At 71.2% G+C, this 23,032-nt stretch carries 20 protein-coding genes and 1 pseudogene; 12 read left to right on the top strand and 9 right to left on the bottom strand.

Translation table 11 applies throughout. The features are described from left to right. Positions 1-61 precede the first annotated feature (61 nt). A complete protein-coding gene (locus O3X23_RS27255; RefSeq protein ID WP_269274216.1) occupies positions 62-964 on the top strand; it encodes an oxidoreductase in 903 nt (300 codons plus the stop codon). A 100-nt stretch (positions 965-1,064) separates the two neighbouring features. Here O3X23_RS27255 and fusA read toward each other — a convergent pair. Next, a pseudogene (gene fusA, locus O3X23_RS27250) lies at positions 1,065-3,157 on the bottom strand (elongation factor G). A gap of 387 nt (positions 3,158-3,544) precedes the next feature. After that, a complete protein-coding gene (locus tag O3X23_RS27245) occupies positions 3,545-3,856 on the bottom strand; it encodes a hypothetical protein (RefSeq protein ID WP_331283955.1) in 312 nt (103 codons plus the stop codon). A gap of 88 nt (positions 3,857-3,944) precedes the next feature. Between O3X23_RS27245 and O3X23_RS27240 the strand changes: the two genes are divergently transcribed. The 4 genes from O3X23_RS27240 to gap all read left to right on the top strand — a co-directional run bounded on the left by O3X23_RS27240 (position 3,945) and on the right by gap (position 7,767). After that, a complete protein-coding gene (locus O3X23_RS27240) occupies positions 3,945-4,550 on the top strand; it encodes a dihydrofolate reductase family protein (RefSeq protein ID WP_269274215.1) in 606 nt (201 codons plus the stop codon). A 194-nt stretch (positions 4,551-4,744) separates the two neighbouring features. Beyond that, the gene (locus tag O3X23_RS27235) at positions 4,745-5,572 is read left to right on the top strand and encodes an SDR family oxidoreductase (RefSeq protein ID WP_269274214.1); all 828 of its coding nucleotides are present in this window, start codon (positions 4,745-4,747) and stop codon (positions 5,570-5,572) included. Between the two features lie 136 nt (positions 5,573-5,708). Next, complete coding sequence (locus O3X23_RS27230; protein ID WP_269274213.1) at positions 5,709-6,665, top strand: GlxA family transcriptional regulator; 957 nt, start codon at positions 5,709-5,711, stop codon at positions 6,663-6,665. Positions 6,666-6,768: 103 nt separating this feature from the next. Continuing rightward, positions 6,769-7,767 (top strand): type I glyceraldehyde-3-phosphate dehydrogenase, encoded by a 999-nt coding sequence (gene gap / locus O3X23_RS27225; RefSeq protein ID WP_269274212.1) that lies wholly within the window; start codon positions 6,769-6,771, stop codon positions 7,765-7,767. A gap of 70 nt (positions 7,768-7,837) precedes the next feature. On the opposite strand, the gene O3X23_RS27220 is transcribed toward gap, so the two are convergent. Then, on the bottom strand, positions 7,838-8,842 hold the full coding sequence (locus O3X23_RS27220; RefSeq protein ID WP_269274211.1) for a MerR family transcriptional regulator: 1,005 nt from the start codon (positions 8,840-8,842) through the stop codon (positions 7,838-7,840). A 3-nt stretch (positions 8,843-8,845) separates the two neighbouring features. Next, on the bottom strand, positions 8,846-9,544 hold the full coding sequence (locus tag O3X23_RS27215) for a HEAT repeat domain-containing protein (RefSeq protein ID WP_269274210.1): 699 nt from the start codon (positions 9,542-9,544) through the stop codon (positions 8,846-8,848). Positions 9,545-9,692: 148 nt separating this feature from the next. Here O3X23_RS27215 and O3X23_RS27210 point away from each other — a divergent pair, with 148 nt between their 5' ends. Further along, complete coding sequence (locus O3X23_RS27210; protein ID WP_269274209.1) at positions 9,693-10,202, top strand: mycothiol transferase; 510 nt, start codon at positions 9,693-9,695, stop codon at positions 10,200-10,202. Between the two features lie 33 nt (positions 10,203-10,235). On the opposite strand, the gene O3X23_RS27205 is transcribed toward O3X23_RS27210, so the two are convergent. From O3X23_RS27205 to O3X23_RS27185, 5 genes are all read right to left on the bottom strand, one after another. Then, positions 10,236-10,775: a hypothetical protein gene (locus tag O3X23_RS27205; protein ID WP_269274208.1), complete on the bottom strand. Its 540-nt coding sequence runs from the start codon at positions 10,773-10,775 to the stop codon at positions 10,236-10,238. Further along, entirely contained in the window at positions 10,762-11,976 is a 1,215-nt protein-coding gene (locus O3X23_RS27200) for a serine/threonine-protein kinase (RefSeq protein ID WP_269274207.1), read from the bottom strand. The genes O3X23_RS27205 and O3X23_RS27200 overlap by 14 nt, the downstream gene beginning before the upstream one ends. A gap of 222 nt (positions 11,977-12,198) precedes the next feature. Then, entirely contained in the window at positions 12,199-13,101 is a 903-nt protein-coding gene (locus O3X23_RS27195; protein WP_269274206.1) for a hypothetical protein, read from the bottom strand. A 104-nt stretch (positions 13,102-13,205) separates the two neighbouring features. Then, positions 13,206-14,042 carry a DUF4097 family beta strand repeat-containing protein gene (locus O3X23_RS27190; RefSeq protein ID WP_269274205.1) on the bottom strand — a complete coding sequence of 279 codons (837 nt, stop codon included), beginning with the start codon at positions 14,040-14,042 and terminating at the stop codon, positions 13,206-13,208. 121 nt (positions 14,043-14,163) lie between these two features. Beyond that, positions 14,164-14,685 (bottom strand): hypothetical protein, encoded by a 522-nt coding sequence (locus tag O3X23_RS27185; RefSeq protein WP_269274204.1) that lies wholly within the window; start codon positions 14,683-14,685, stop codon positions 14,164-14,166. Between the two features lie 291 nt (positions 14,686-14,976). On the opposite strand from O3X23_RS27185, the gene kdpF reads away from it, so the two are divergent. From kdpF to O3X23_RS27155, 6 genes are all read left to right on the top strand, one after another. Then, the gene (kdpF, locus tag O3X23_RS27180; RefSeq protein WP_078075662.1) at positions 14,977-15,066 is read left to right on the top strand and encodes a K(+)-transporting ATPase subunit F; all 90 of its coding nucleotides are present in this window, start codon (positions 14,977-14,979) and stop codon (positions 15,064-15,066) included. Between the two features lie 8 nt (positions 15,067-15,074). Then, a complete protein-coding gene (gene kdpA / locus O3X23_RS27175) occupies positions 15,075-16,739 on the top strand; it encodes a potassium-transporting ATPase subunit KdpA (RefSeq protein WP_269274203.1) in 1,665 nt (554 codons plus the stop codon). After that, complete coding sequence (gene kdpB, locus O3X23_RS27170) at positions 16,736-18,865, top strand: potassium-transporting ATPase subunit KdpB (protein ID WP_269274202.1); 2,130 nt, start codon at positions 16,736-16,738, stop codon at positions 18,863-18,865. The genes kdpA and kdpB overlap by 4 nt, the downstream gene beginning before the upstream one ends. 4 nt (positions 18,866-18,869) lie before the next feature. Further along, positions 18,870-19,535 carry a potassium-transporting ATPase subunit C gene (locus O3X23_RS27165; RefSeq protein WP_269274201.1) on the top strand — a complete coding sequence of 222 codons (666 nt, stop codon included), beginning with the start codon at positions 18,870-18,872 and terminating at the stop codon, positions 19,533-19,535. A gap of 118 nt (positions 19,536-19,653) precedes the next feature. After that, the gene (locus O3X23_RS27160; protein WP_269274200.1) at positions 19,654-20,337 is read left to right on the top strand and encodes a response regulator; all 684 of its coding nucleotides are present in this window, start codon (positions 19,654-19,656) and stop codon (positions 20,335-20,337) included. Positions 20,338-20,364: 27 nt separating this feature from the next. After that, a complete protein-coding gene (locus O3X23_RS27155) occupies positions 20,365-22,908 on the top strand; it encodes an ATP-binding protein (protein ID WP_269274199.1) in 2,544 nt (847 codons plus the stop codon). Positions 22,909-23,032 lie beyond the last annotated feature (124 nt).

The raw sequence follows: 23,032 nt of genomic DNA, 5'->3' as shown, positions 1-23,032 counted from the left end.
CCGGACGCCCCGATCGCGACCCCATAATCCGATCCCGAACATCCATGGAGAGGAACCGCCCTTGCCCGCACGGACGATCACCGCCGACGCCGCAGGCATCTGGAAGCTCGGTGACCTGACGGTCAACCGGATCGGCCTGGGCGCCATGCGCCTGACCGGCAGCGCCGCCTTCGACCTCGGCACCCCCAGCGACCGCGACCGGTCGCTCACGGTGCTGCGGCGCGCGCTGGAACTCGGCGTGAACCACATCGACACCGCCGCGTTCTACTTCTCGTCGCTGCGCTCCGCCAACGAGCTGATCAACCGGGCGCTGGCCCCGTACCCGGACGATCTGGTCATCGTCACCAAGGTGGGTCCGAGCCGGGACGCCTCGGGGGAGTGGCTGCCCTGGCCCGCGCCGGAGGGGTTGCGCGGCCAGGTGGAGGAGAACCTGCGGCAGCTGGGGCGCGACCACCTCGACGTGGTGAACCTGCGGATGAACGCGCCGGGCCCGGTCGCCGAGCACTTCGGGGCCCTCGCCGACCTGCGCGACGCCGGTCTCATCCGTCACCTGGGCCTGTCGAACGTCACCGCCGAACATCTCGCCGAGGCCCAGGCCATCGCGCCGGTGGTCTGCGTGCAGAACCGCTACGGCCTCGACGCGCGACGTCCGGGAGCCGACGGACTCCTGCGGCTGTGCGGCGAGCAGGGGATCGCGTTCGTGCCGTTCTTCGCGATCGCCGGGGACGGGCGCGAGGCGGGCGCGACCGGCGCGGAGGACGCCCGGGTACGCGCCATCGCGGACGCGCACGACGTGTCGCCCGCGCAGGTCCGGCTCGCCTGGACACTGCAGCAGGGGCCGCATGTGCTGGCCATCCCGGGCACCGGCAATCCGGACCACCTCACCGCCAACGTGGCCGCCGGCGCGCTGCGACTGACCGAGGAGGAGCTGGCGCTCCTCGACGGGCCCGTCGTCGAGGTGTAGCGCAGACTTCCCGTCGGCGCCGGACGGGCTCGACGCCGGCCCCGCCCGCGTGGGCGGGCGGGGCCGGGCCTTTCGGGCTACGGGCCCGTGGCCGGCCGGCTCATCCGGCGGCCACCGAGCTGGGGGCCGGGGCGTAGCCGGTGGGCCGGGTGGTGAACGTCCCCCGGCCCTGCGTCCGGCTGCGCAGCCGGGTCGCGTAGCCGAACAGCTCGGCCAGCGGCACGGCCGCGGTGATCACCGCCGTGCCCGACCGCGCCGTCGAGCCGGAGACCCGGCCACGCCGTGCGGCCAGATCGCCGAGCACCCCGCCCACGGCGTCGTCGGGCACCGTGACCGTGACCTCGACCACCGGCTCGAGCAGCACCATCGCACTGGCGCGCAGGGCCTCCCGGAGCGCCAGCCGACCGGCCGTCCGGAACGCCATCTCCGAGGAGTCCTTGGAGTGGGTGGCTCCGTCGGTCAGGGTGACCCGCACCCCGGTGACCGGATGGCCGCCGAGGGGCCCTCGATCAGGGCATCCCGGCAACCCGCCTCCACCGCACGGACGTACTCCTGCGGAACCCGTCCACCGACGACCGCCGACCGGAACGCGAACTCCACCGCGCCACCGCCGGTGTCGGCGAGGCCGTCGGGGGCCTCCAGCGGTTCCACGTCGAGGACGACGTGGGCGAACTGGCCGGCGCCCCCGTCCTGCTTGACGTGCCGGTACAGCAGCCCGGTCACGCCGCGGGAGACCGTCTCGCGGTAGGCGACCTGCGGACGTCCGACACCGACGTCCAGACCGTGGGCGCGGCGGATCTTCTCCACCGCGACCTCCAGATGCAGCTCGCCCATGCCCGACAGCACCGTCTGGCCCGTCTCGGTGTCCGTCCTGACCACCAGGGAGGGGTCCTCCTCGACCAGCCGGACCAGCGCCGACACCAACCGGTCCGTGTCGGTGCTCCTGCGGGCCTCGACCGCCACGGAGACGACCGGATCGGCCGTCGTCGGCGGTTCGAGGACCAGCGGGGCCTCGGGCACGCACAGGGTGGCCCCGGCACGGGCGGCCTTCGGCCCGATCACCGCGACGATGTCTCCGGCGACGGCCTGGTCCATCTCCGCGTGCCGGTCGGCCTGCACCCGGAGGATGCGGCTGATCCGCTCGGAGCGCCGTGCGCCCACGTCCATCACCGTCTCTCCCTTCCGGATCGTTCCCGAATACACCCGCAGATAGGTCAGTCGCCCGGTGGACGTCGACGTCACCTTGAACACCAGCGCCGCGAACGGCGCCGACGGATCGGCGGCCCGCTCCTCCTCCGTACCGCGCACGGTGCCGCGCACCGCCGGAACGTCCAGCGGCGAGGGCAGATAGGCCCCCACGGCGTCGAGCAGCGGCTCGATCCCGCGGTCGCGGTAGGCGGCGCCGCACAGCACGACGACGCCCTCACCGGTACGGGTCAGGTCGCGCAGTGCCGCGGTGAGTGTCGGCGCGGAGATCGTCGCCTCGGCGCAGAACTCCTCCAGCGCGAGCGGGTGGAGCTCCGCGACCGCCTCCTCCAGCAACCGGCGGCGCCGGTGCGCCTCTTCGAGCAGGGCGTCCGGAACCGGACCCTCCACGAACGTGTCACCGTCGCCGTCCCAGGCCAGCGCCCGCATGCGCAGCAGATCCACCACTCCGGTGAACCCGTCCTCCTTCCCGATCGGCAGCTGGACCACCAGCGGAGCCGGATGCAGCCGCTCCCGGATCGACTCGACGGCCGCGTCGAGGTCGGCGCCGGTACGGTCCAGCTTGTTGACGAACGCGATCCGCGGCACGCCGTGCCGGTCGGCCTGGCGCCACACCGACTCGCTCTGCGGCTCGACGCCCGCGACGGCGTCGAACACCGCGACCGCGCCGTCGAGCACGCGCAGCGAGCGCTCCACCTCGTCGGAGAAGTCCACGTGGCCGGGCGTGTCGATCAGGTTGATCCGGTGCCCGTCCCACGTACAACTCACCGCGGCGGCGAAGATTGTGATGCCCCGGTCGCGCTCCTGGGAGTCGAAGTCGGTGACGGTCGTCCCGTCATGCACCTCGCCCCGCTTGTGGGTGGCGCCGGTGAAGTACAGGATCCGTTCGGTGACGGTGGTCTTCCCGGCGTCGACGTGGGCGAGGATGCCCAGGTTGCGGACGGCGGTCAGCGGATTGACGGGTTGACGGTGACGGTCGGTACGCACGGCCCATGGCCTTTCGGGGTGATCCTTGAAACGGGTCGGCGCGATTCCGGACGAACGCGAACAGCCTCTTGCGACGCGACGCGACACACCGCACCCGTAGAGCGGGAGTCGGTGTGCGGATCAGTACAGAGGTCAGGCGTTCGTCACGGACGTCCAGTGGCAGCCGCGCAGCCGGCACTGGGGGCACGAAGACACCAGGATCACCTCGTACCGCGACGGGGGAACGACGACAGCGGTGCGGTAACGCACGACCGGTCTCCCCTCACTCGTCACGGAGCGCGCCGCGATGACGATGACGTGGCAGCGCGCGATGAATCGTGAGTGTAGTGAATCAACGTGCGCCTGGGGAACCGGATTTCCGATCCGTCGGACCGTCCGCGCGATGCCCTACGAGCGAGCCAGCTCCCGCAGCGCCATACGCGCCGCCGGCGCCCGTCCCGTATGCGCCTCCCAGTACGGATGCGTCGACACCTGAACGGACAGCCGGTGCAGCCGGCGGCGCAGCGCCGTCGTTTGCGCGGCGGTACTGCTGGTGGTGCGATCGGCGAGCTGTCCGTACACGGCGTACCACTCGCGCTGAGCCTGCAGGAGGTCGTGGGGGAAGGAGTAGATCACCCCGTAATTCAAGCACGTGTTCGAATTGCGGCGCAGCTGCGACGCGGGTGATTCTTTCGGGAGGTTGTGACTGTGCAGCGGCATGGGTTTTCTCGATCCTCCACGGCGCGGCCGATGAGTTTGTGGCTCCCGGCCGGTCCAAGCTCGTGACACCCCAGGAAAGGACACCGCCATGTCGGAGCTTCTCGTCGACTTCATCACCTCCCTCGACGGTCACGCATCAGGAGAGGGATGGCCCGGGTTCTGGGGCCTCGAGGGCCCGGAGTACCTCGCATGGCTCGGCGAGCAGCCCGAGGTTACTTACCTGATGGGAGCCAACACCTATCGCCTGATGTCGGGCTTCGCCGCAGGCGAGGTGCCGACCAGCCAGGACGAGTTCAGGCCCGAGGAAGAGGCGTCCGTCGACGAGCTCACGCAAGCGTCCAAGGTGGTGTTCTCCTCCTCCCTCGAGGAGCCACTGACATGGGCCAACTCCACGCTCGTCCGCGACGACGCCGTCGAGACGGTCCGCGCCATGAAGTCGAGTGGCTCGGGGCTCCTCAGCACGATCGGCAGCCTCCGCCTGTGCCGGTCCCTGCTACGAGCGGGACTCGTCGACCGCTTCCGGGTCGTGATGTTCCCGGTGATCACCGGGGCCACCGGCGAAGAACGCATCTACGACGGCTATCCGGACGTTGCCCTCGAGATGATCGAGCACCGCACCTTCGACGGCCGCATCCAGCTGGTCGAGTACAAGCCCCGCGTGCTCGAGCACCCGCCGCTCGGCGTCCCTGCGTGACGTCGCCGCGTCCGCCGGTCCGAACGGCCGCCAGGCCGGCGCCGGCGGGCGCCAGGGCTCCCGCGGCTCCGTTCCCTTGCCGCGAACTCCTCGCCCTGTGGGGCCAGCCCCCGATCATCCGGACCACCATCGAGGGCGACCTCGGTCCCACTGCCTAGGCGGAAGCCGCCCAGTGTCGCCTAAAGTGGCGGATCATGAAGATCCTGATCGTGGGCGGCAGCGGCTTCCTGGGCCGTGAGGTGGCTCAGCAGGCATGGGCAGCCGGGCACACCGTGACAGCGACGTTCGCGACGCGTGCCGGCGACATCCCAGGAGTCCGCTGGCTGCCCATGGACCTGCGTCGCAGCGAGGAGATCACCTCGGTGCTCGCGGAGACCCGGCCGGACGTGGTCATCAACGCGGCGTACAGACAGACCGACTGGGCCACCACGGCCGACGGTGCGATCTGCCTGGCGATGGCTGCCACGCGGCACGGATCCCAGCTGGTGCAGGTGTCCAGTGACGCCGTCTTCTCCGGCGCCCGCGTCCGCTACGACGAGTCCGCCACGCCGGATCCCATCACCCCCTACGGGGCCGCGAAGGCCGCGGCCGAAACGGCGATCCGCCTGTTCGCCCCGGCCGCCGTTATCGCTCGTACCTCGCTGATCGTCGGCGACGGCGGCTCCGCGCATGAGGCGTTCGTCCACGATCTGGCCGCCGGGCGACGAAGCGGCGTGCTGTTCACCGACGACATCCGGTGCCCCGTTCATGTCGCCGACCTCGCCCGGGCCCTTCTTGAGCTGGCCGTATCCGATCACGCGGGCGTGTGCCACGTCGCAGGACCGGATGCGGTCAGCCGCCATGAGCTCGGTGTCCTGATCGCCGACCGCGACCAACTGGACGCTGCCCTGCTGACCACCGGCCGCCGCGCCGACTCCGGTCCCCCCGGGCCGCTGGACGTCCGCCTGGACAGCACGCGCACGCAGCGCACCTTGCGCACGCACCTGCGCGGCGCCCGCGAGTTCCTCCGTCGCGAACGCTGACGCGGCGTACGCCCGGCCGGCGCCGCGCGCCGTCTGCCACCCGCGGCCACCCGCCCTCGCCTGACCGTGGATAGCGACGGCACCTACGCGCGTTCAGCGGGACGGAGTGAAGTCGCGCTCCACGTAACCTCTTTCCGTGCCAGTCAATCGCCTGTATCGCGTCGCCGTTCTCGTGCTCCAGGGTGCGAAGCCGTTGGATGTCGGGATCCCCGCGCAGGTGTTCACGACCCGGGGGAGCATGCCGTACGAGGTGCGGGTGTGCGGGGCGGCGCCGGGGCTCGTGGCCGGTGGTGACGGGCTGTCCTACCACGTCGCACACGGCCTCGAGGCGTTGGAGTGGGCCGACATCGTCTTCGTTCCCGGCTATCGGTTGCCGGACCGCGACGAGCCGCCGCCGGCCGTCGTCGAGGCGCTGATCGGCGCGCACGATCGGGGCGCGCGGCTCGCCGCCATCTCGACGGGTGCCTTCGCGCTCGCCGCCACGGGCCTGCTCGACGGAAAGCGCGCCACGACGCACTGGCACTACACGCGGGCGCTGGTGGCGAAGCATCCCCTGGTGCGGGTCGACGAGAACGTGCTGTTCGTCGACGAGGGGAGCGTACTGACGTCGGCCGGCGCGGCCTCCGGCATCGACCTGTGCCTGCACATCCTGCGCGCGGACCTCGGGGTGGCCGCGTCGAATCATGCGGCCCGGCGCCTGGTCGCGGCTCCCTACCGCAGCGGCGGTCAGGCGCAGTACGTGCCGCGCAGCGTGCCCGAGCCGCTCGGCGAGCGGTTCGCGGCCACCCGCGAGTGGGCGCTGATCCGGCTCGGCGAGCCCGTCACCCTGGAAACGCTCGCCCGGCACGCGGCGGTGTCGCCGCGCACGTTCTCGCGGCGCTTCGTCGAGGACACGGGATACACACCGATGCAGTGGGTCATGCGGGCCCGCATCGACGTGGCCCGCGAACTGCTCGAACGTTCGGAGCGGAGCGTCGAGCAGATCGCCGCCGACGTCGGCCTCGGCACCGGTGCCAATCTGCGGCGGCACTTCCAGCGCATCCTGGGGACGACGCCGAGTGAGTACCGGCACACCTTCACCCGGGGCGAGTAGCCCGCCGCCGTGTGGCGCGATCCTTGCGAACCGTGGCGATCACGTCGCTGCCACCGGCCGACGCCGCGCGAGAACCTGGGGGTGAACCGAAGGGACACCACTCATGACTCGCATCGCCATCAACGGATTCGGCCGCATCGGGCGCAACGCGCTGCGCGTGCTGCTCGAGCGCGACAGCACCCTCGAGGTCGTCGCCGTCAACGACCTCACGGAGCCCGCCACCCTCGCGCGGCTGCTCGCCTTCGACACGACGGCCGGCCGGCTCGGCCGCCCGGTGACCGTCGACGGGGACACCCTCGTCGTCGACGGCCGTCGCATCAAGGTGCTCGCCGAGCGCGAACCGGCGAAGCTGCCGTGGGCGGAACTCGGCGTGGACATCGTGCTCGAGGCGACCGGCCGCTTCACGTCGGCCAAGGCCGCCCGTGCCCACCTCGACGCGGGCGCGAACAAGGTGCTCGTCAGCGCGCCGTCGGACGGCGCCGACGTCACGCTCGCGTTCGGCGTCAACACCGACGCGTACGACCCGGCCCTGCACACGATCATCTCGAACGCCTCGTGCACGACCAACGCGCTCGCGCCGCTGGCCGCGGTGCTCGACGAGCTCGCCGGCATCGAGCACGGCTTCATGACGACGGTGCACGCCTACACGCAGGAGCAGAACCTGCAGGACGGCCCGCACCGCGACGCCCGCCGGGCCCGCGCCGCCGCCGTCAACATCGTGCCGACCACGACGGGCGCCGCCAAGGCGATCGGCCTCGTGCTGCCGAACCTCGAGGGCAAGCTGTCGGGCGACTCGATCCGGGTGCCCGTTCCGGTGGGCTCGATCGTCGAACTCAACACGACGGTCGCCCGTGACGTGACGCGCGACGAGGTGCTGTCGGCCTACCGTGCCGCGGCGCAGGGGCCGCTCGCCGGCATCCTCGAGTACTCGGAGGACCCGCTGGTGTCGTCCGACATCACCGGCAACCCGGCCTCGTCGATCTTCGACTCGGCCCTCACCCGCGTCGACGGCCGGCACATCAAGGTGGCCGCGTGGTACGACAACGAGTGGGGCTTCTCGAACCGCGTGATCGACACGCTCGAGCTGCTCGCCGCCCGCTGACCGCACGCCGGGGTGGCACCGCGCCTCCCAGTGCTTCCCGTGAGCGCTCCGGCCCCTGCACCCAGACGGTTCACGGTGCGTCGCGCAGCCGCAGGAGGTACGTGGCGGTCAGCGCGACGGCGCGGTCCTCGTCCTGCGACAGTTCCGCGAGGGCACGTGACGCCGTCGGCCCCGGGACGTCCGCCAGCGCCTGGGTCAGCCGTCCGCGGGCGGGCGCTCCCGTGCCGGCGCGGGCGAGGCGGTCGACGAGCCCGGTCGCGATCCGGTCCGACGACTCGGGGCCGCTCGCCAGCACGCTCAGCGCGTCGGCAGCGTCGGTGTCGTTCCTGCCCTCCACGATCATGTCGATGAGTGTCGGGACCGCCTCGGCCACTCCGCGTGACCCGAGCGCCAGGGCCGCGTGTCCGCGGACCACGACGTCGGGGTCGGCGAGAGCGTCCCGCAGGTGCCCGGCGGCCTCGCCGCCGGGCAGCTCGACGAGGGACTGGACGGCGCGTTCGCGCACCGCGGCGTCCGGTGAGCGCAGGCCCTGCGCCAGCAGGGCCGCACCGCCGTCGCCCGATCGCGCCAGCGCCCAGCGAAGGGCGCCCGCGACGTTGGGCTCCGTCTCGCTCAGTGCCGCCTCGACCAGGGCGTCCACCGGCACCGGGATCTCGTCGACCGAGGACAGGGCCGCGCGGTTGCGCGCGTCGGCGCTCTTCGACCCCAGTGCCTGGAGGAGCGCGACGACCTGGAGGACGTCCTCCCAGCCGGCGGGTTCCGCGGCGTCGATCCGGCGCAGCCGCGTGAGCAGGTCGGTCTCGGCCGCGATGCGTTCGCGTGTCTGACGGACGAGGTCGCCGACGAGCGCCGAGGGGGTGAAGCCCGGGTCGTCGAGGGCGCGCCCGATCTCCCGCAGCGACAGCCCCAGCGACCGCAGGCTCTCGATGTGGAAGATCCGCCGGATGTCCTCGCCGGAGTACTCCCGGTAGCCGGAGCCCGTACGGCCCGACGGCCGCACCAGGCCGAGCGACTCGTAGTGCCGGAGCATGCGGGCGCTGACCCCGGACCGTCGCGCCACCTCACCGATCAACACGCCCTATAGTCCCTCGCGGCCGGACCCGCCGAGGGCCACGACGCGCTTGGCCTCCTCGATCGCGAAGTCGAATCCGGTGTCCGGCTCGCGCAACAGCCCCTGGGTGGCGAGCGCGTGGGCGCGCAGGGACGGGTCGGGGGACATCGTCGCGGCGTGCAGAGCCGGCTCAGCCACGTCACCCAGCGCGACCAGCGCCCGGCTGAGACTCAGCTGCGTCTCCCGCTCACCGCGCCCGAGCTGCGTCGCCAGCACCTCGGCCAGGACGGGCTCCTCCCCTTCCGGTACGAGCACGACCGCGGTCCGCCAGGCGCTCCGCGCCACCTCGTCGTCGGCGTCGGACAACAGCGCCCGGGTGATCGCCGGCCACACCTGCCGGTCCCCGATCTTCGACAGTGTGTGCAGCGCCTGGCTGCGTGCCTGCGCACGCTCCGAGCGGAGTTCGCGGACCAGCGCGGGGAGCGTCAGGGACACCGGGTGGCGGGTGAGCGCCCAGGTCAGCATGTCGCGCACGAGGAACTCCGGCTCGATCGCGCACCGCTCGACGAGCGGTTCGACGCAACGCGGGTCGGGCGTCGTGCCGATCGCCAGAGCGGCCCGCAGCCTCATGGACGGCCGGCCGTCCTCCAACGCGCGGAGCGCTCGCAGCGCGTCCGTGCCCTGTTCCGTGCCCGTGGTCGCCGCAGGCTGTTTCGTGGTCGTCATCGAGACCACCTCCTCGGCGAGCAGTGAAGACCCTGCCACCGTGTCAAGGTCAAGCGCGCCCTGGCCCGGCGTGCACAATCGGAGTGTTCGGTACGTTCGATCACCGCCCGGGGCGGGCGGTGCGCGGCCACTCTCTGAGGAGTCACGGATGAACAGCGCGGAGCTACTGGCGGACGCCTTCGGCCGAGTCCGGGAAACCGTCCACGGCGCCGTCGAAGGGCTCACGGCGGACGAACTGACCGCACGCCTGGACGGCGAGGCCAACTCGATCGCCTGGCTGGTGTGGCACCTGACGCGCGTTCAGGACGACCACGTCGCCGACCTGGCGGGCACCGAGCAGATCTGGACCGCGCAGGGCTGGTTCGACCGCTTCCAACTGCCCTTCGCCACCGGCGCCACCGGCTACGGCCAGCACAGCGACGACGTGGCCGCCGTCCGCGTGGACACCCCGGCGCTGCTCCTGGGGTACTACGACGCCGTGCACGAGCGCACCGTCGGTCACGTGCGAGGACTCGCCGATGCCGACCTCGACCGCGTCGTCGACGAGAACTGGACCCCGGCGGTCACGCAGGGAGTGCGCCTCCTGAGCATCATCTCCGACGACCTCCAGCACGCCGGCCAGGCCGCCTACATCCGCGGGGTGCTGCGCCGCCGCTGAAGCCGGCGGCCGCCGGGCCGCCGGCGACGGCGTTCAGCAGCGGTAGGCGGGGCCGGTCTGCTTGCTGAGGTTGTCGTTGGACATCCAGCCGACGGTCTTGGTGCCGTCGATGCGTACGTACGTCCAGGTGTGGCCGTAGGCGTTGAGGATGTAACAGTGGTAGAAGACCTTCGCCCCCGACTTGGCCACGGCTATCTCCGGGCAGACCGCGTACGGGCCGCTGAAGACGTGGTAAGTGCCGCGCGAGGTGCCGTAGGTGCCCGGGTGCGGGTCCTTGTGGGCCCATCCCGTGCAGCCCTTCGAGACGGCACTGGCCGACGTGGTCGGGGCAGCGGGGGAGGAGGGGCCGGCGCTGCCGGAAGCCGACGGGCTGCCGGTGCCATCGGGGCTCGGGGACGCCTTCGTGGGCTTGCCGGAGGGGGACGCGGCCTTGCCCGGGGTCTTCGAGCCGGCCTTCCTGCCGGCGCTTCCGGCGGCCTGCGTGCCGGCGCTGTCGGTCGGGGTCTCGGGGGTGGTGCTGGAGCCGACCGCCTGGTCCTGCGGCTCACTGCCACCCGCATCACCCGTTCCCACCAGGGCGTACGCCAGCCCGCCGCCAGCCAGCACGACGGCGGCGACCGCCGCCGCGATGGTGGCCCGGCCGCGGTTGCGGCGGCGCGAGGGGAGCGGTTCGGTGCGCCCGTCCCTGCCACCGGCGGGGGAGACCAGAGGGCCGGCCGCTCCGCCCAGGCCGGCGGACGGCCGGTACCCGGCGGCTCCGGGCGGCGTGGCCGCTCCCCGGCTCGGCGGCGCCGCTTCCGCGGCGGGCGCGGGCGGCCGGGCGGCGGGCGCAGCTGCCCGCTGCGGATCCGGCCGGAGGCGCCGGCCGGCGCAACGGGACGGCGCCGGCCACGGCCGCGGGCAGCGGCATGCTCGTGCCGCTCCCGGCCACCGCCTCCAGCATCCGGCGCGCCTGATCGGCCGCCGGGCGGTCCGCCGGGTCCTTGGCCATCAGGGCGAGGAGTACCGGCGCCAGTGGGCCGGACTGCCGGGGCTCCGGCAGCGGCTCCGAGACGATCGCGTTGAGCGTGGACCACACGGAGGTGCGGCGGAACGCCGACCCGCCCTCCACCGCCGCGTAGAGCGTCATGCCCAGGCCCCAGATGTCCGAGGCGGGGCCGAACTCCTGGCCCTTGGCGCGCTCCGGCGCCAGGAAGTCGAGCGAGCCGACGATGACCCCGTCCTGGGTCAGCTTGGTCATCGCGCCCTCGTCGGGGGCTTCCACGCTCGCGATGCCGAAGTCGGTGAGCACCACCCGCCCGCTGCGATCGAGGAGCACGTTGCCGGGCTTGACGTCACGGTGCAGCACCCCGACCCGGTGCGCGGCGTCGAGGGCGTCCATCACCTTGGCGCCGATCGCGGCGGCCTCGCGCGGGTCCATGGCCCCGTTCTCCGCCAGCACGTCGTCGAGTGACGGGCCCTCGATCAACTCCATGACGATGACGGGCAGACCCTGTTCCTCGGTCACGTCGTGGACGGTGATGACACCACTGTGGCGGACCCGGGCGGCGGCCCGCGCCTCACGCTGCATCCGGGCGCGCAGGTCGGCGAGTTCGGGGCCGGACGCGTCGTTGTAGGCGCGCAGGACCTTGACCGCGACCTCCCGGCCCAGCACCTCGTCCACCGCGCGGCAGACGACGCCCATGCCGCCCCGTCCCAGCTGCCCGGTCACCCGGTACCGCCCGGCTATGACCGTTCCGACCAGCTCTCCGCTGCCCGTGTCCCCCGTCGTCACCCTTGCTCCGTTCCATCCTGCCGCGTGTCGTCCGGCGGTCTTCCGCGTCCGCGCTGCGGCGGCCCCCAGCGTAGGGGGTGGGGCCGGGGGCGCAGGGTGCCGGGTCCGCCTGCCGGCCGCGAGGCGGCGCCGGTCATCGTCCGCTGTCATATAATAACAAGCCCTGTGGGCCCATGGCGTCGGCACCGGGGAAAACCCTCAACAAGCAGGCAGGCGGGCGCACTACGTCCGCGACGCGGCGTATCGGTCCTCGGCCGCCCGGCGCAGTTGTTCCATCTTCGGGGGCAGCAGGCGCCGGAGATCCTCGTACCGGGAGCGGCCCGCGCGGTAGGAGGTGATCAACCCGTTCTCCTCCAGCGGCATTCCGGCCGGCCGCAGTGTGGCCCGGCCCTCGTCGTCCAGGGTGCCCGTGTGGTTCATGCGGAGGCTGACCCACAGGCGGGTGGTGCCGTGCGCGTGGCTCATCAGGTCGGCGCGCAGCGGCAGCCACCGGTCGAGTGCGGCCCGGCTGAGATCCGACAGCGGCAGCCACTCGCTGTCGGGGACGGTGTTGGTGCCGTGCTGCGGTTGCCGCTGGACGTGGATGCCGGCGTGGTCGTCGGTGAGGTGCGTGACGCGCTGCACGGTCAGTTCGCCGGAGCGCGACCGGGTGTCGAGCAACAGGGCGAGTACGGCGGTGAGCCGGATACGGCCGGGGGAGAGGTGGCCGGCGAGGTCCTGGTCGAGTTGGCGCCGCAGCGCGGCGAGCCGGCCGAGCTCGGGGGTGGGCCGCAGGATCGGGGCGCCGCCTCCGAGGGGCAGTCGTGGCAGGCCCGCCGCTTTGCGGGCGAGGTTCAGGCAGTCGTAGCGGGCCTGGTTGGTCGGGCGGGAGGTCGGCGGGCGACGTCCGCCGACGAGCCGGTGGCGCAGGGTGCCGGACTCGGCCAGGCGCAGGTAGGTGGTGAGCGTCCCGGTCTCCAGGAGCCGTCGCACGTTGCGCCGGGCCGCCACCGGCAGCGCGTCCCGTGCCAGCGCAGCCGCGAGTTCCCGCCGGACCATGCCGAGCTGGCGTCGTCGGGCGTCTCCCAGGTCGGGCAGCGCGTCGAGCAGTGTGTCGAGTGCGGTGAGGGAGGGGTAGTCGGGCACCCGCCGATTGTCGCGCATGGGGGTGTCACGGCGCTGGCGCGTCGGACGGGAAACCCCTGCGGACGGCCGGGACGGACAGGGCGGGTGGGGCGTCGTGGATGGGGTCAGGAGCGGCGGATCACGATGTCGCCGACGCCGGTGCGGGCGCGTACCTCGACGGTCGAGCCGGCGTCGCCGGGGCCGTCGAAGGGGCCGAGGGAGTTGCGTACCGTGCCGAAGCGGGTGTTCACGTCCAGCCAGGCGGCCGTGGCCTCGCGGATTCCGACCTCCAGGTCGCCGGCGGCGGCTTGCAGCGTGACCTGGCCGCGCGTCACCTCGCCGATGCGGATGGCGCCCCTGGCGGATTTGGCGTCGACCGAGGCGTGCGCGGAGTCGACGGTGATGCGGCCGTTGGAGGAATTGATCCGCAGGTGGCCGGTGACGTCGCCGACGGCGGTCTCGCCGTTGCCGTTCTTGACCGTCACCGCGCCGGTGACCTGGCCGATGTCGACCCGGCCGGCTCCGACGACCTCGGCGTCGCCGGTCGCCCGGTCCAGGCGGATGTCGCCGCGGCCGGTGCGCAGGTTGGCGGTGGCCGCCTCGTCGATCCGGATGTCACCGAAGGAGGTCTTGAGCCGGCAGTTCCCGATGCGGCCCTCGCAGGTGAAGTCGGCCATGGGTGCGACGCCTTGGAGGTGTGAGCCGGCGGGCAGCTCGATGATGACGTCGATCGATCCGCTGCTGCCGAACAGGGAGCGTTTCTTGGACCCTTTGACGAGCAGGGTGTCGCCGGTGCAGACGACGTGGGTCAGCTGGGCCGCTCGTACGTCGAGTTCGGTGGCGCCGTCGCTCGGCAGGATCTCGACGACGGTGGTGGTGCGCCGGCCGGCGATGATGCGCGCGGTTCCGATGTCGAATTCCAGGGTGACGTTGATCGGTTCGGGCGTGTCGAATTCAGGCATGGCTGTCCCGTCCTCGTGGCTGCGGCGGGCGTAACCCGCCGGTCGGTGGGTCTCCCAGCGGTGGCTGAGGGAGGGTGGAGGAGTAGCGGTGGTCCGACGTTCCCGGGTCGGCGGGGTCGGGTCAGCGGACCCAGCCGGTGTAGCCCTGGGAGCCGCGGTGGCGGTTGCGGCCGGTGGGGCGGGCGGGCTCGCCGGGTTCCAGGGCGATGGCGACGGCGCGGACGAGCCAGGCGTTGACGGAGAGGCCCTCGCGTCCGGCGGCGTCCTCGACCCGGGTCTTGAGGTGGGCGGGGAGGCGGAAGTTGATGCGTGCGGTGCCGCCTTCGTCGCCGTCCGAGGGGGCGGGCGGTGCGGGCACCGGGCTCTCGGGTTCCTCGGTCTCCGGGTACGTCTCGTGGGTGGGTGCGGGGGTCACCACGAACTCGGGGTCGAGCCCGCGCAGCCGTACGTCGACAGAGCCGGGCGCCAGGTCGCGGGTGACCTCGTCCATGGCGGCGGACAGCGCGTTGAGCAGGGTCAGCCGGGTGGCCGACTCCAGCGGTGCGGTCAGCCGCTCGGCCAGGGCGCGGGCTTCGTCGCCGCCGGCCTGTGCGGCGACCGCGAGCTCGTGCCGGAGGTGGTCTACGTACGGCGTGAGGTCCATGGCGCCATCATGGCAGAGAAATGGCGCCACGGGGAGCCATTGTGGCGCCACAATGTGCCAAGCCGGCTTCTCCGCAGTTCGGAGGGGGTGCGTATGGGAAGCGTTAAAAGCCGGGCGCCGGCCGTATGGGAGGCGTCAACGAACGGTGCGCGGGCCCGTTCGGGGGCTTTGCTCGAAGAGTCAGAGATCCCGACTCTTCTAGGAGCACACGATGGCCGACATGGCCTTCGTCGTCACCACGATCGCGGTGTTCGCGTTGGTGGCTCTCATCGCCAAGGGGGTGGCAAAGCTGTGACCGCCGAAAACATCGTCGGCCTCGTTGTGGCCGTCGCCCTCCTGGGCTACCTCGTCCTCGCCCTTCTGTACCCGGAGAGGTTCTGAGTCCAGATATGAGCCCCGTCCTCGCCGGTGTGCTCCAGATGCTCGCGCTGATAGCCGCGCTCGCACTGGCATACCGTCCGCTCGGCGACTTCATGGCCGGCGTCTACTCCTCCGACAAGCACCTGCGTGTCGAGAAGTGGATCTACAAGGCCATCGGCGCCAACCCGTCCACCGAGATGCGCTGGCCCGCGTACCTGCGCGGTGTCCTCGCCTTCTCCGCGGCGGGTGTCCTCTTCCTCTACGTGATGCAGCGGATCCAGGGCAGCCTGCCCGGTTCGCTCGGCTTCTCCGCGATCGACCCGGACCAGGCGTTCAACACCGCCGCGTCCTTCGTGTCGAACACCAACTGGCAGTCGTACTACGGCGAGCAGGCCATGGGCCACGTCGTACAGACCGGCGGCCTCGCGGTGCAGAACTTCGTCTCGGCGGCCGTCGGCCTCGCCGTGGCGGTGGCCCTGGTACGCGGTTTCGCCCGCTCCCGCACCGGTGAGCTCGGCAATTTCTGGGCCGACCTGGTGCGCGGCACCGTACGCATCCTGCTCCCGATCGCGGTGATCGGTGCGATCGTGCTGGTCGCCTGCGGCGCGATCCAGAACTTCTCCGGTATCCACGGCGTCGGCCAGTTCACGGGCGGCTCGCAGCAGTGGAACGGCGGCGCGGTGGCTTCCCAGGAGGCCATCAAGGAACTGGGCACCAACGGTGGCGGCTACTTCAACGCCAACTCGTCGCACCCCTTCGAGAACCCGAACGGCATCTCGAACCTCTTCGAGATCTTCCTGATCCTCGTCATCCCCTTCGCGCTCACCCGCACCTTCGGCAAGATGGTCGGCAGCGTCAAGCAGGGCTACGCGATCCTCGCCACGATGGTGACGATCTGGATCGGCTTCACCGCGCTGATGATGTGGACCGAGTTCCACCACGGCGGCCCGGCCTTCAACATCGCCGGTGGTGCGATGGAGGGCAAGGAGACCCGGTTCGGTGTCGGCGGCTCGTCGATCTTCGCGGTGGCGACCACGCTGACCTCGACCGGCGCCGTGAACTCGTTCCACTCCTCGTTCACCGGCTTTGGCGGCGGTATCACCATGCTGGGCATGCAGCTCGGCGAGATCGCTCCCGGTGGTGTCGGCTCCGGCCTCTACGGCATGCTGATCATGGCCATCATCGCGGTGTTCATCGCGGGCCTGATGGTGGGGCGCACCCCCGAGTACCTGGGCAAGAAGATCGGCACCCGCGAGATCAAGTTCGCGGCCTGCTACATCCTCATCACCCCGGCACTGGCGCTGTGCTTCACCGCCGCGGCCATGGCGCTGCCGACCCCGATGACGTCGATGACGAACTCGGGCGCGCACGGCTTCTCCGAGATCCTGTACGCGTACACCTCGGGCGCCAACAACAACGGCTCGGCCTTCGCCGGGCTCAACGCCGACACCCAGTGGTTCAACACCACGATCGGGCTCGCGATGCTGCTCGGCCGGTTCCTGCCGATGGTGTTCGTGCTGGCGCTGGCCGGCTCGCTCGCCGAGCAGAAGCCGATCCCGGCCACCGCGGGCACCCTGGGTACCCACAAGCCGCTCTTCACCGGGCTGCTGGTCGGCACGATCATCATCGTCACTGGCCTGACCTACTTCCCCGCGCTGGCGCTGGGGCCGCTCGCCGAGGGGCTGGGGTCATGACCACTCGTCTGAAGCAAGAGGACTCGATGTCCACTGTCACCCCGACCCGTGCCCCGCACCAGGATGTGCCCACCGGTCACAAGCCCGACGGCGCACGCGTCGGCGGGGGCCTGTTCGACCCCAAGCAGCTGATCAAGTCCTTCCCGGACGCGGTCCGCAAGCTCGACCCGCGGGTGATGGTCAAGTCCCCCGTGATGTTCGTGGTCGAGATCGGCTCCGTGCTGAGCACGATCTTCGCGTTCACCAACCCGGGCGACTGGTTCGGCTGGGCCATCGCCGGCTGGCTCTGGCTCACCACGATCTTCGCCAACCTGGCGGAGGCGGTGGCCGAGGGCCGCGGAAAGGCGCAGGCCGACACCCTGCGCAAGGCGAAGACCGACACCGTCGCGCGGCGGCTCAACGGCGGCGTGGAGGAGAGCGTTCCCGGTGCCGAGCTGCGCATCGGTGACCTGGTGGTCTGCGAAGCCGGCGACGTCATCCCCGGTGACGGGGACGTCGTCGAGGGCGTCGCGAGCGTCGACGAGTCGGCCATCACCGGTGAGTCGGCGCCGGTCATCCGGGAGTCCGGCGGTGACCGCTGCGCGGTGACCGGTGGCACGAAGGTGCTCTCCGACCGTGTCGTCATCAAGATCACGACGAAGCCGGGCGAGACGTTCATCGACCGGATGATCGCGCTGGTGGAAGGCGCCTCGCGGCAGAAGACGCCGAACGAGATCGCGCTGAACATCCTGCTGGCGTCGCTCACCATCGTGTTCCTGCTGGCGGTCGTCACGCTCCAGCCGTTCGCGATCTACGCCGGCCAGAAGCAGTCGATGATCGTGCTGGTCGCGCTCCTGGTCTGCCTCATCCCGACGACCATCGGCGCGCTGCTGTCGGCGATCGGCATCGCGGGTATGGACCGGCTGGTGCAGCGCAACGTGCTGGCGATGTCGGGCCGGGCCGTCGAGGCCGCCGGCGACGTCTCCACGCTGCTGCTCGACAAGACCGGCACCATCACCCTCGGCAACCGCCAGGCATCGGAGTTCGTACCCGTCCAGGGCACCACGGACGCCGAGCTCGCCGACGCCGCTCAGCTCTCCTCGCTCTCCGACGAGACGCCGGAAGGCCGTTCCATCGTCGTGCTGGCGAAGGAGAAGTACGGGCTGCGCGAGCGGCAGCAGGGCGAACTGAAGGGCGCCGACTGGGTCGCGTTCACCGCCCAGACCCGCATGTCGGGTGTGGACGTGGACGGCCGCAAGGTCCGCAAGGGCGCGGCCGGTTCGGTCATCGCCTGGGTCACCGAGCGCGGCGGAGTCGTCGCCGAGGACGCCCGGACGCTCACCGACGCGATCTCCCAGGCCGGCGGTACACCGCTGTTGGTCGCCGTCGAGGACACCGAGGGCGCCCGCGTGCTGGGCGTCATCCACCTCAAGGACGTCGTCAAGGAGGGCATGCGGGAGCGGTTCGACGAGCTGCGCCGGATGGGCATCAAGACCATCATGATCACCGGCGACAACCCGCTGACCGCCAAGGCGATCGCCGAGGAAGCCGGGGTGGACGATTTCCTCGCGGAGGCGACTCCTGAGGACAAGATGGCGCTGATCAAGCGGGAGCAGGCGGGCGGCAAGCTCGTCGCGATGACCGGTGACGGCACCAACGACGCTCCCGCACTGGCACAGGCGGACGTGGGCGTGGCGATGAACACCGGTACCTCGGCCGCCAAGGAGGCCGGGAACATGGTGGATCTGGACTCCAACCCCACCAAGCTCATCGAGATCGTGGAGATCGGCAAGCAGTTGCTGATCACCCGTGGCGCGCTGACGACGTTCTCCATCGCCAACGACGTCGCGAAGTACTTCGCGATCATCCCCGCCATGTTCGCGGTCGCGTACCCCGGCCTGGACAAGCTCAACATCATGGGCCTGGACAGTCCGCAGTCGGCGATCCTGTCCGCCGTCATCTTCAACGCGCTGATCATCATCGCGCTGGTGCCCCTCGCCCTCCGGGGCGTGCGGTACAAGCCGATGGGCGCCGACAAGATGCTCCGCCGCAACCTGGCCGTCTACGGACTCGGCGGCCTGATCGCCCCGTTCATCGGCATCAAGATCATTGACCTGCTCATCTCCCTCATCCCTGGCATCGGGTGACGTCATGAACAACTCATTTGGAAACACCGTGCGGTTGTTCGGAGCCGGGGTGCGCGCGCTGCTCGTCCTGACTCTGGTCTGCGGCGTGCTCTACCCGCTCCTGATCACCGGCATAGCCCAGGGCCTGTTCCACAACAAGGCCAACGGCTCGGAGATCAAGGACGGCGGCAAGGTCGTCGGTTCCAGCCTCATCGGACAGACCTACAACCTGCCGCTGAAGAACGGCGAGGAGACCCCCGCGCCCGACCTGAAGTGGTTCCAGCCGCGGCCGTCCAACGGACTGGGCACCAACTCCGTCAACACCCAGTACTCGCTCATCCTCTCCGGGGCCACCAACCGCTCCGGCGACAACGAGGACCTGATCAAGTGGGTGACGGAGGCCAAGGCCGCCGTCGTCAAGGACAACTCCACGGCGGACTTCAAGGTCAAGCCCTCGGACGTGCCGGCCGACGCCGTCACCTCCTCCGGCTCCGGCCTCGACCCGCAGATCTCGCCCGAGTACGCCGAGCTCCAGGTCCACCGGGTCGCCGCGCTCAACAAGCTCGACGCCCAGCAGGTCGAGAAGCTGGTGGCGGACAACACCGACGGCCGGATCCTCGGCTTCATCGGTGAGCCGCGGGTGAACGTCCTGCAGCTCAACATCGCCCTCAAAGCGCTCATCGCGCATTGATCGCGTTACAGCTGGTGCGCGGCCGGAGGTCTGCGGTCCGAGAAGTCTCTCTCGGGCCGCAGACCCGGCCGCGTTCCGGCAGACACTCCCTCACGCACGACAGGAAGGCTGCACACCGATGACCCGGGTGCTGGTGGTGGAGGACGAACCACAACTCGTGCGGGCCCTTGAGATGAATCTGAAGGCACGCAAGTACGAGGTCGACACGGCACCCAACGGGGGAACCGCCCTGCGTCTCGCCGGCGCGCGTCCTCCGGACGCCGTCCTGTTGGATCTCGGCCTGCCCGACATGGACGGCATCGACGTGATCAGGGAACTGCGCGGCTCGTTCCGGGCACCGATTCTCGTGGTCTCGGCCCGCAGCACCTCCGACGAGAAGGTCCAGGCCCTCGACGCGGGCGCGGACGATTTCGTCACCAAGCCGTTCAGCATGGAAGAGCTGATGGCGCGGCTGCGGGCGGCGATCCGTTCGAAGGAGACCGTGGCGCGCTACGACGGTCCGGCACTCGTCGAGACCGCCGACTTCACCGTCGACCTGCTCGCCAAGAAGATCCGGCGCGCCGGGCGGGACCTGCGACTGACCCCCACGGAATGGCACCTGCTGGAGATCCTGATCCGCGAGCGGGGACGGCTCGTCAGCCAGCGGCAACTGCTCCAGGAGGTGTGGGGCCCCGGCCACGTCACCCGCACCAACTACCTCCGCGTCTACATGGCCCAGCTCAGACGCAAGCTCGAGACGGATTCGGCGCACCCCCGCCACCTCATCACTCTGGCCGGCATGGGCTACCGCTTTGAGATCTGACGACCCCCGACCACGGAGATCTGCATCATGACGCGCGGCAAGTTCCGCATTTACCTCGGTGGGGCGCCAGGGGTCGGCAAGACCTACGCCATGCTGTCCGAGGCACACCGGCGCGTGGAGCGAGGCACCGACTGTGTCGTGGCGTTCGTGGAGCACCATGAACGACCGCGTACCGAGGTGCTGCTGCACGGCCTCGAGCAGGTGCCGCGCCAGGATCTCCAGTACCGCGACGCCGTCTTCACGGAGATGGACGTCGACGCGGTGCTGGAGCGCCGCCCGGCCGTTGCGCTGGTCGACGAGCTCGCGCACACCAACGTGCCCGGCTCGCGCAACGCCAAGCGCTGGGAGGACGTCGAGGAACTGCTCGCTGCGGGAATCGACGTCGTCTCCACCGTCAACATCCAGCATCTGGAATCGCTCGGCGACGTGGTCGAGTCGATCACCGGCATCCGGCAGCGGGAGACCGTGCCCGACGAGGTGGTGCGGCGCGCCGACCAGATCGAGCTGGTCGACATGTCCCCCGAGGCGCTGCGCCGCCGGATGGCACACGGCAACATCTACAAGCCGGACAAGGTCGACGCGGCCCGGTCCAACTACTTCCGTCCCGGCAACCTCACCGCGCTGCGCGAACTGGCGTTGCTGTGGGTCGCCGACCGGGTCGACGAGTACCTCCAGCAGTACCGCGGTGAGCACAACATCCGCTCTCCCTGGCAGGCGCGGGAACGCATCGTGGTCGGTCTCACCGGCGGACCCGAGGGGCGCACCCTCATCCGCCGCGCCGCCCGGCTTGCCGAGAAGGGCGCCGGCGGCGAGGTACTCGCCGTCTACATCGCCAGAAGCGACGGCCTCAGCTCCGCCTCACCCAAGGAGCTCGCGGGCCAGCGGACGCTGGTCGAGGACCTCGGCGGTACCTTCCACCACGTCGTGGGCGACAACGTCACCCAGGCGCTGCTGGAGTTCGCACGAGGCGTCAACGCCTCCCAGATCGTGCTGGGTTCCAGCCGTCGCAAGGCCTGGCAGTACATCTTCGGGCCGGGCGTCGGCGCGACCGTCGCCCGCGATTCCGGCCCCGACCTGGACGTGCACATCGTCACGCACGACGAGGTCGCCAGGGGACGCGGGCTGCCCCTGCACCACGGCGCCACGCTCGGCCGCTCGCGCATCGTCGCCGGCTGGCTGGCCGGACTGCTGGGCCCCGCCCTGCTCTCGGTGCTCCTGACGAGCTCGGGGGCGGACCTCGGCCTCGCCAACGACATGCTGCTCTTCCTGTCGCTGACGGTGGCCGCGGCGCTGCTCGGCGGGCTGCTGCCGGCGCTCGCCTCCGCCGCCTTCGGCTCGCTCGTGCTGAACTACTACTTCACCCCGCCCCTGCACCGGTTCACGGTCTCCGACCCGCGGAACATCCTCGCCATCGTGATCTTCGTCGGGGTGGCGGTGTCGGTGGCCTCCGTCGTCGACCTCGCCGCCCGCCGGACCCAGCAGGCCGCCCGGCTGCGGGCCGAGTCGGAGATACTCTCCTTCCTCGCGGGCAGCGTGCTCCGTGGCGAGACGAGCCTGGACGCCCTGCTGGAGCGGGTCCGCGAGACGTTCACCATGGAGTCGGTGGCCCTGCTGGAACGCGAGAGCGACGTCGCGCCATGGACGTGCACCGGGAGTGCCGGACCGCGTGCCGTGCTGCGTCCCGAGGACGCGGACGTCGACATGCCGGTCGGCGACCGCCTGGCCCTCGCCCTGTCCGGACGGGTGCTGCCCGCCGAGGACCGCCGGGTGCTCGGTGCCTTCGCCGCCCAGGCCGCCGTCGTCCTGGACCGGCAGCGGCTGCAGAGCGAAGCCGCGCAGGCCCGCGAGTCGGCCGAGGGCAACCGCATCCGGACCTCCCTGCTCGCTGCTGTCAGCCATGACCTGCGCACCCCGCTGGCCGGCATCAAGGCGTCCGTGACGTCACTGCGCTCCGACGACGTCGCCTGGTCGGAGGCCGACCAGGCGGAACTGCTGGCCGGCATCGAGGACGGGGCGGACCGGCTCGGCCACCTCGTCGACAACCTCCTCGACATGTCCCGACTGCAGACCGACACCGTGACCCCGCTGATCCGCGAGATCTACCTCGACGAGGTGGTGCCGGTGGCGCTCGGCGGTGTTCCCGAGGGCAGCGTCGTCCTCGACATCCCGGAGGCCCTGCCGATGGTCGCCGTCGACCCGGGGCTGCTGGAGCGCGCGGTCGCCAACGTGGTCGAGAACGCCGTCAAGTACAGCCCCGGGGGCGAACCGGTGCTGGTCACAGCCAGCGCGATCGCCGACCGGGTGGAGGTACGCGTGGTCGACCGCGGCCCGGGTGTCCCGGACGAGGCCAAGAACCGGATCTTCGCCCCCTTCCAGCGCTACGGCGACGCCCCGAGAGGAGCAGGGGTCGGCCTCGGCCTCGCGGTCGCCCGCGGGTTCACCGAGGCGATGGGCGGCACCCTGAACGCCGAGGACACCCCGGGCGGCGGCTTCACGATGGTGCTCTCCGTGCCGTCCGCGGCCGACCACCCGCCCGTCCGCCCCGACCTCCCGGCCACGGACACGTCATGAGGCCATCACCGTGCCGGCCGTGGTGCGGGAGTGGGATGACGAAGCGGGCCGGGGTGTTCTCGACTCCGCCGAGACGCCGGGCGGCGGCTTCGGTTCTTGCGGCGGGCCTTCTTCCTACGGGCGC

Source organism: Streptomyces sp. H39-S7, from assembly GCF_027158205.1.
In the GTDB taxonomy this organism is placed as follows: domain Bacteria; phylum Actinomycetota; class Actinomycetes; order Streptomycetales; family Streptomycetaceae; genus Actinacidiphila.
This window is presented reverse-complemented; position numbering and strand designations above follow the sequence as displayed.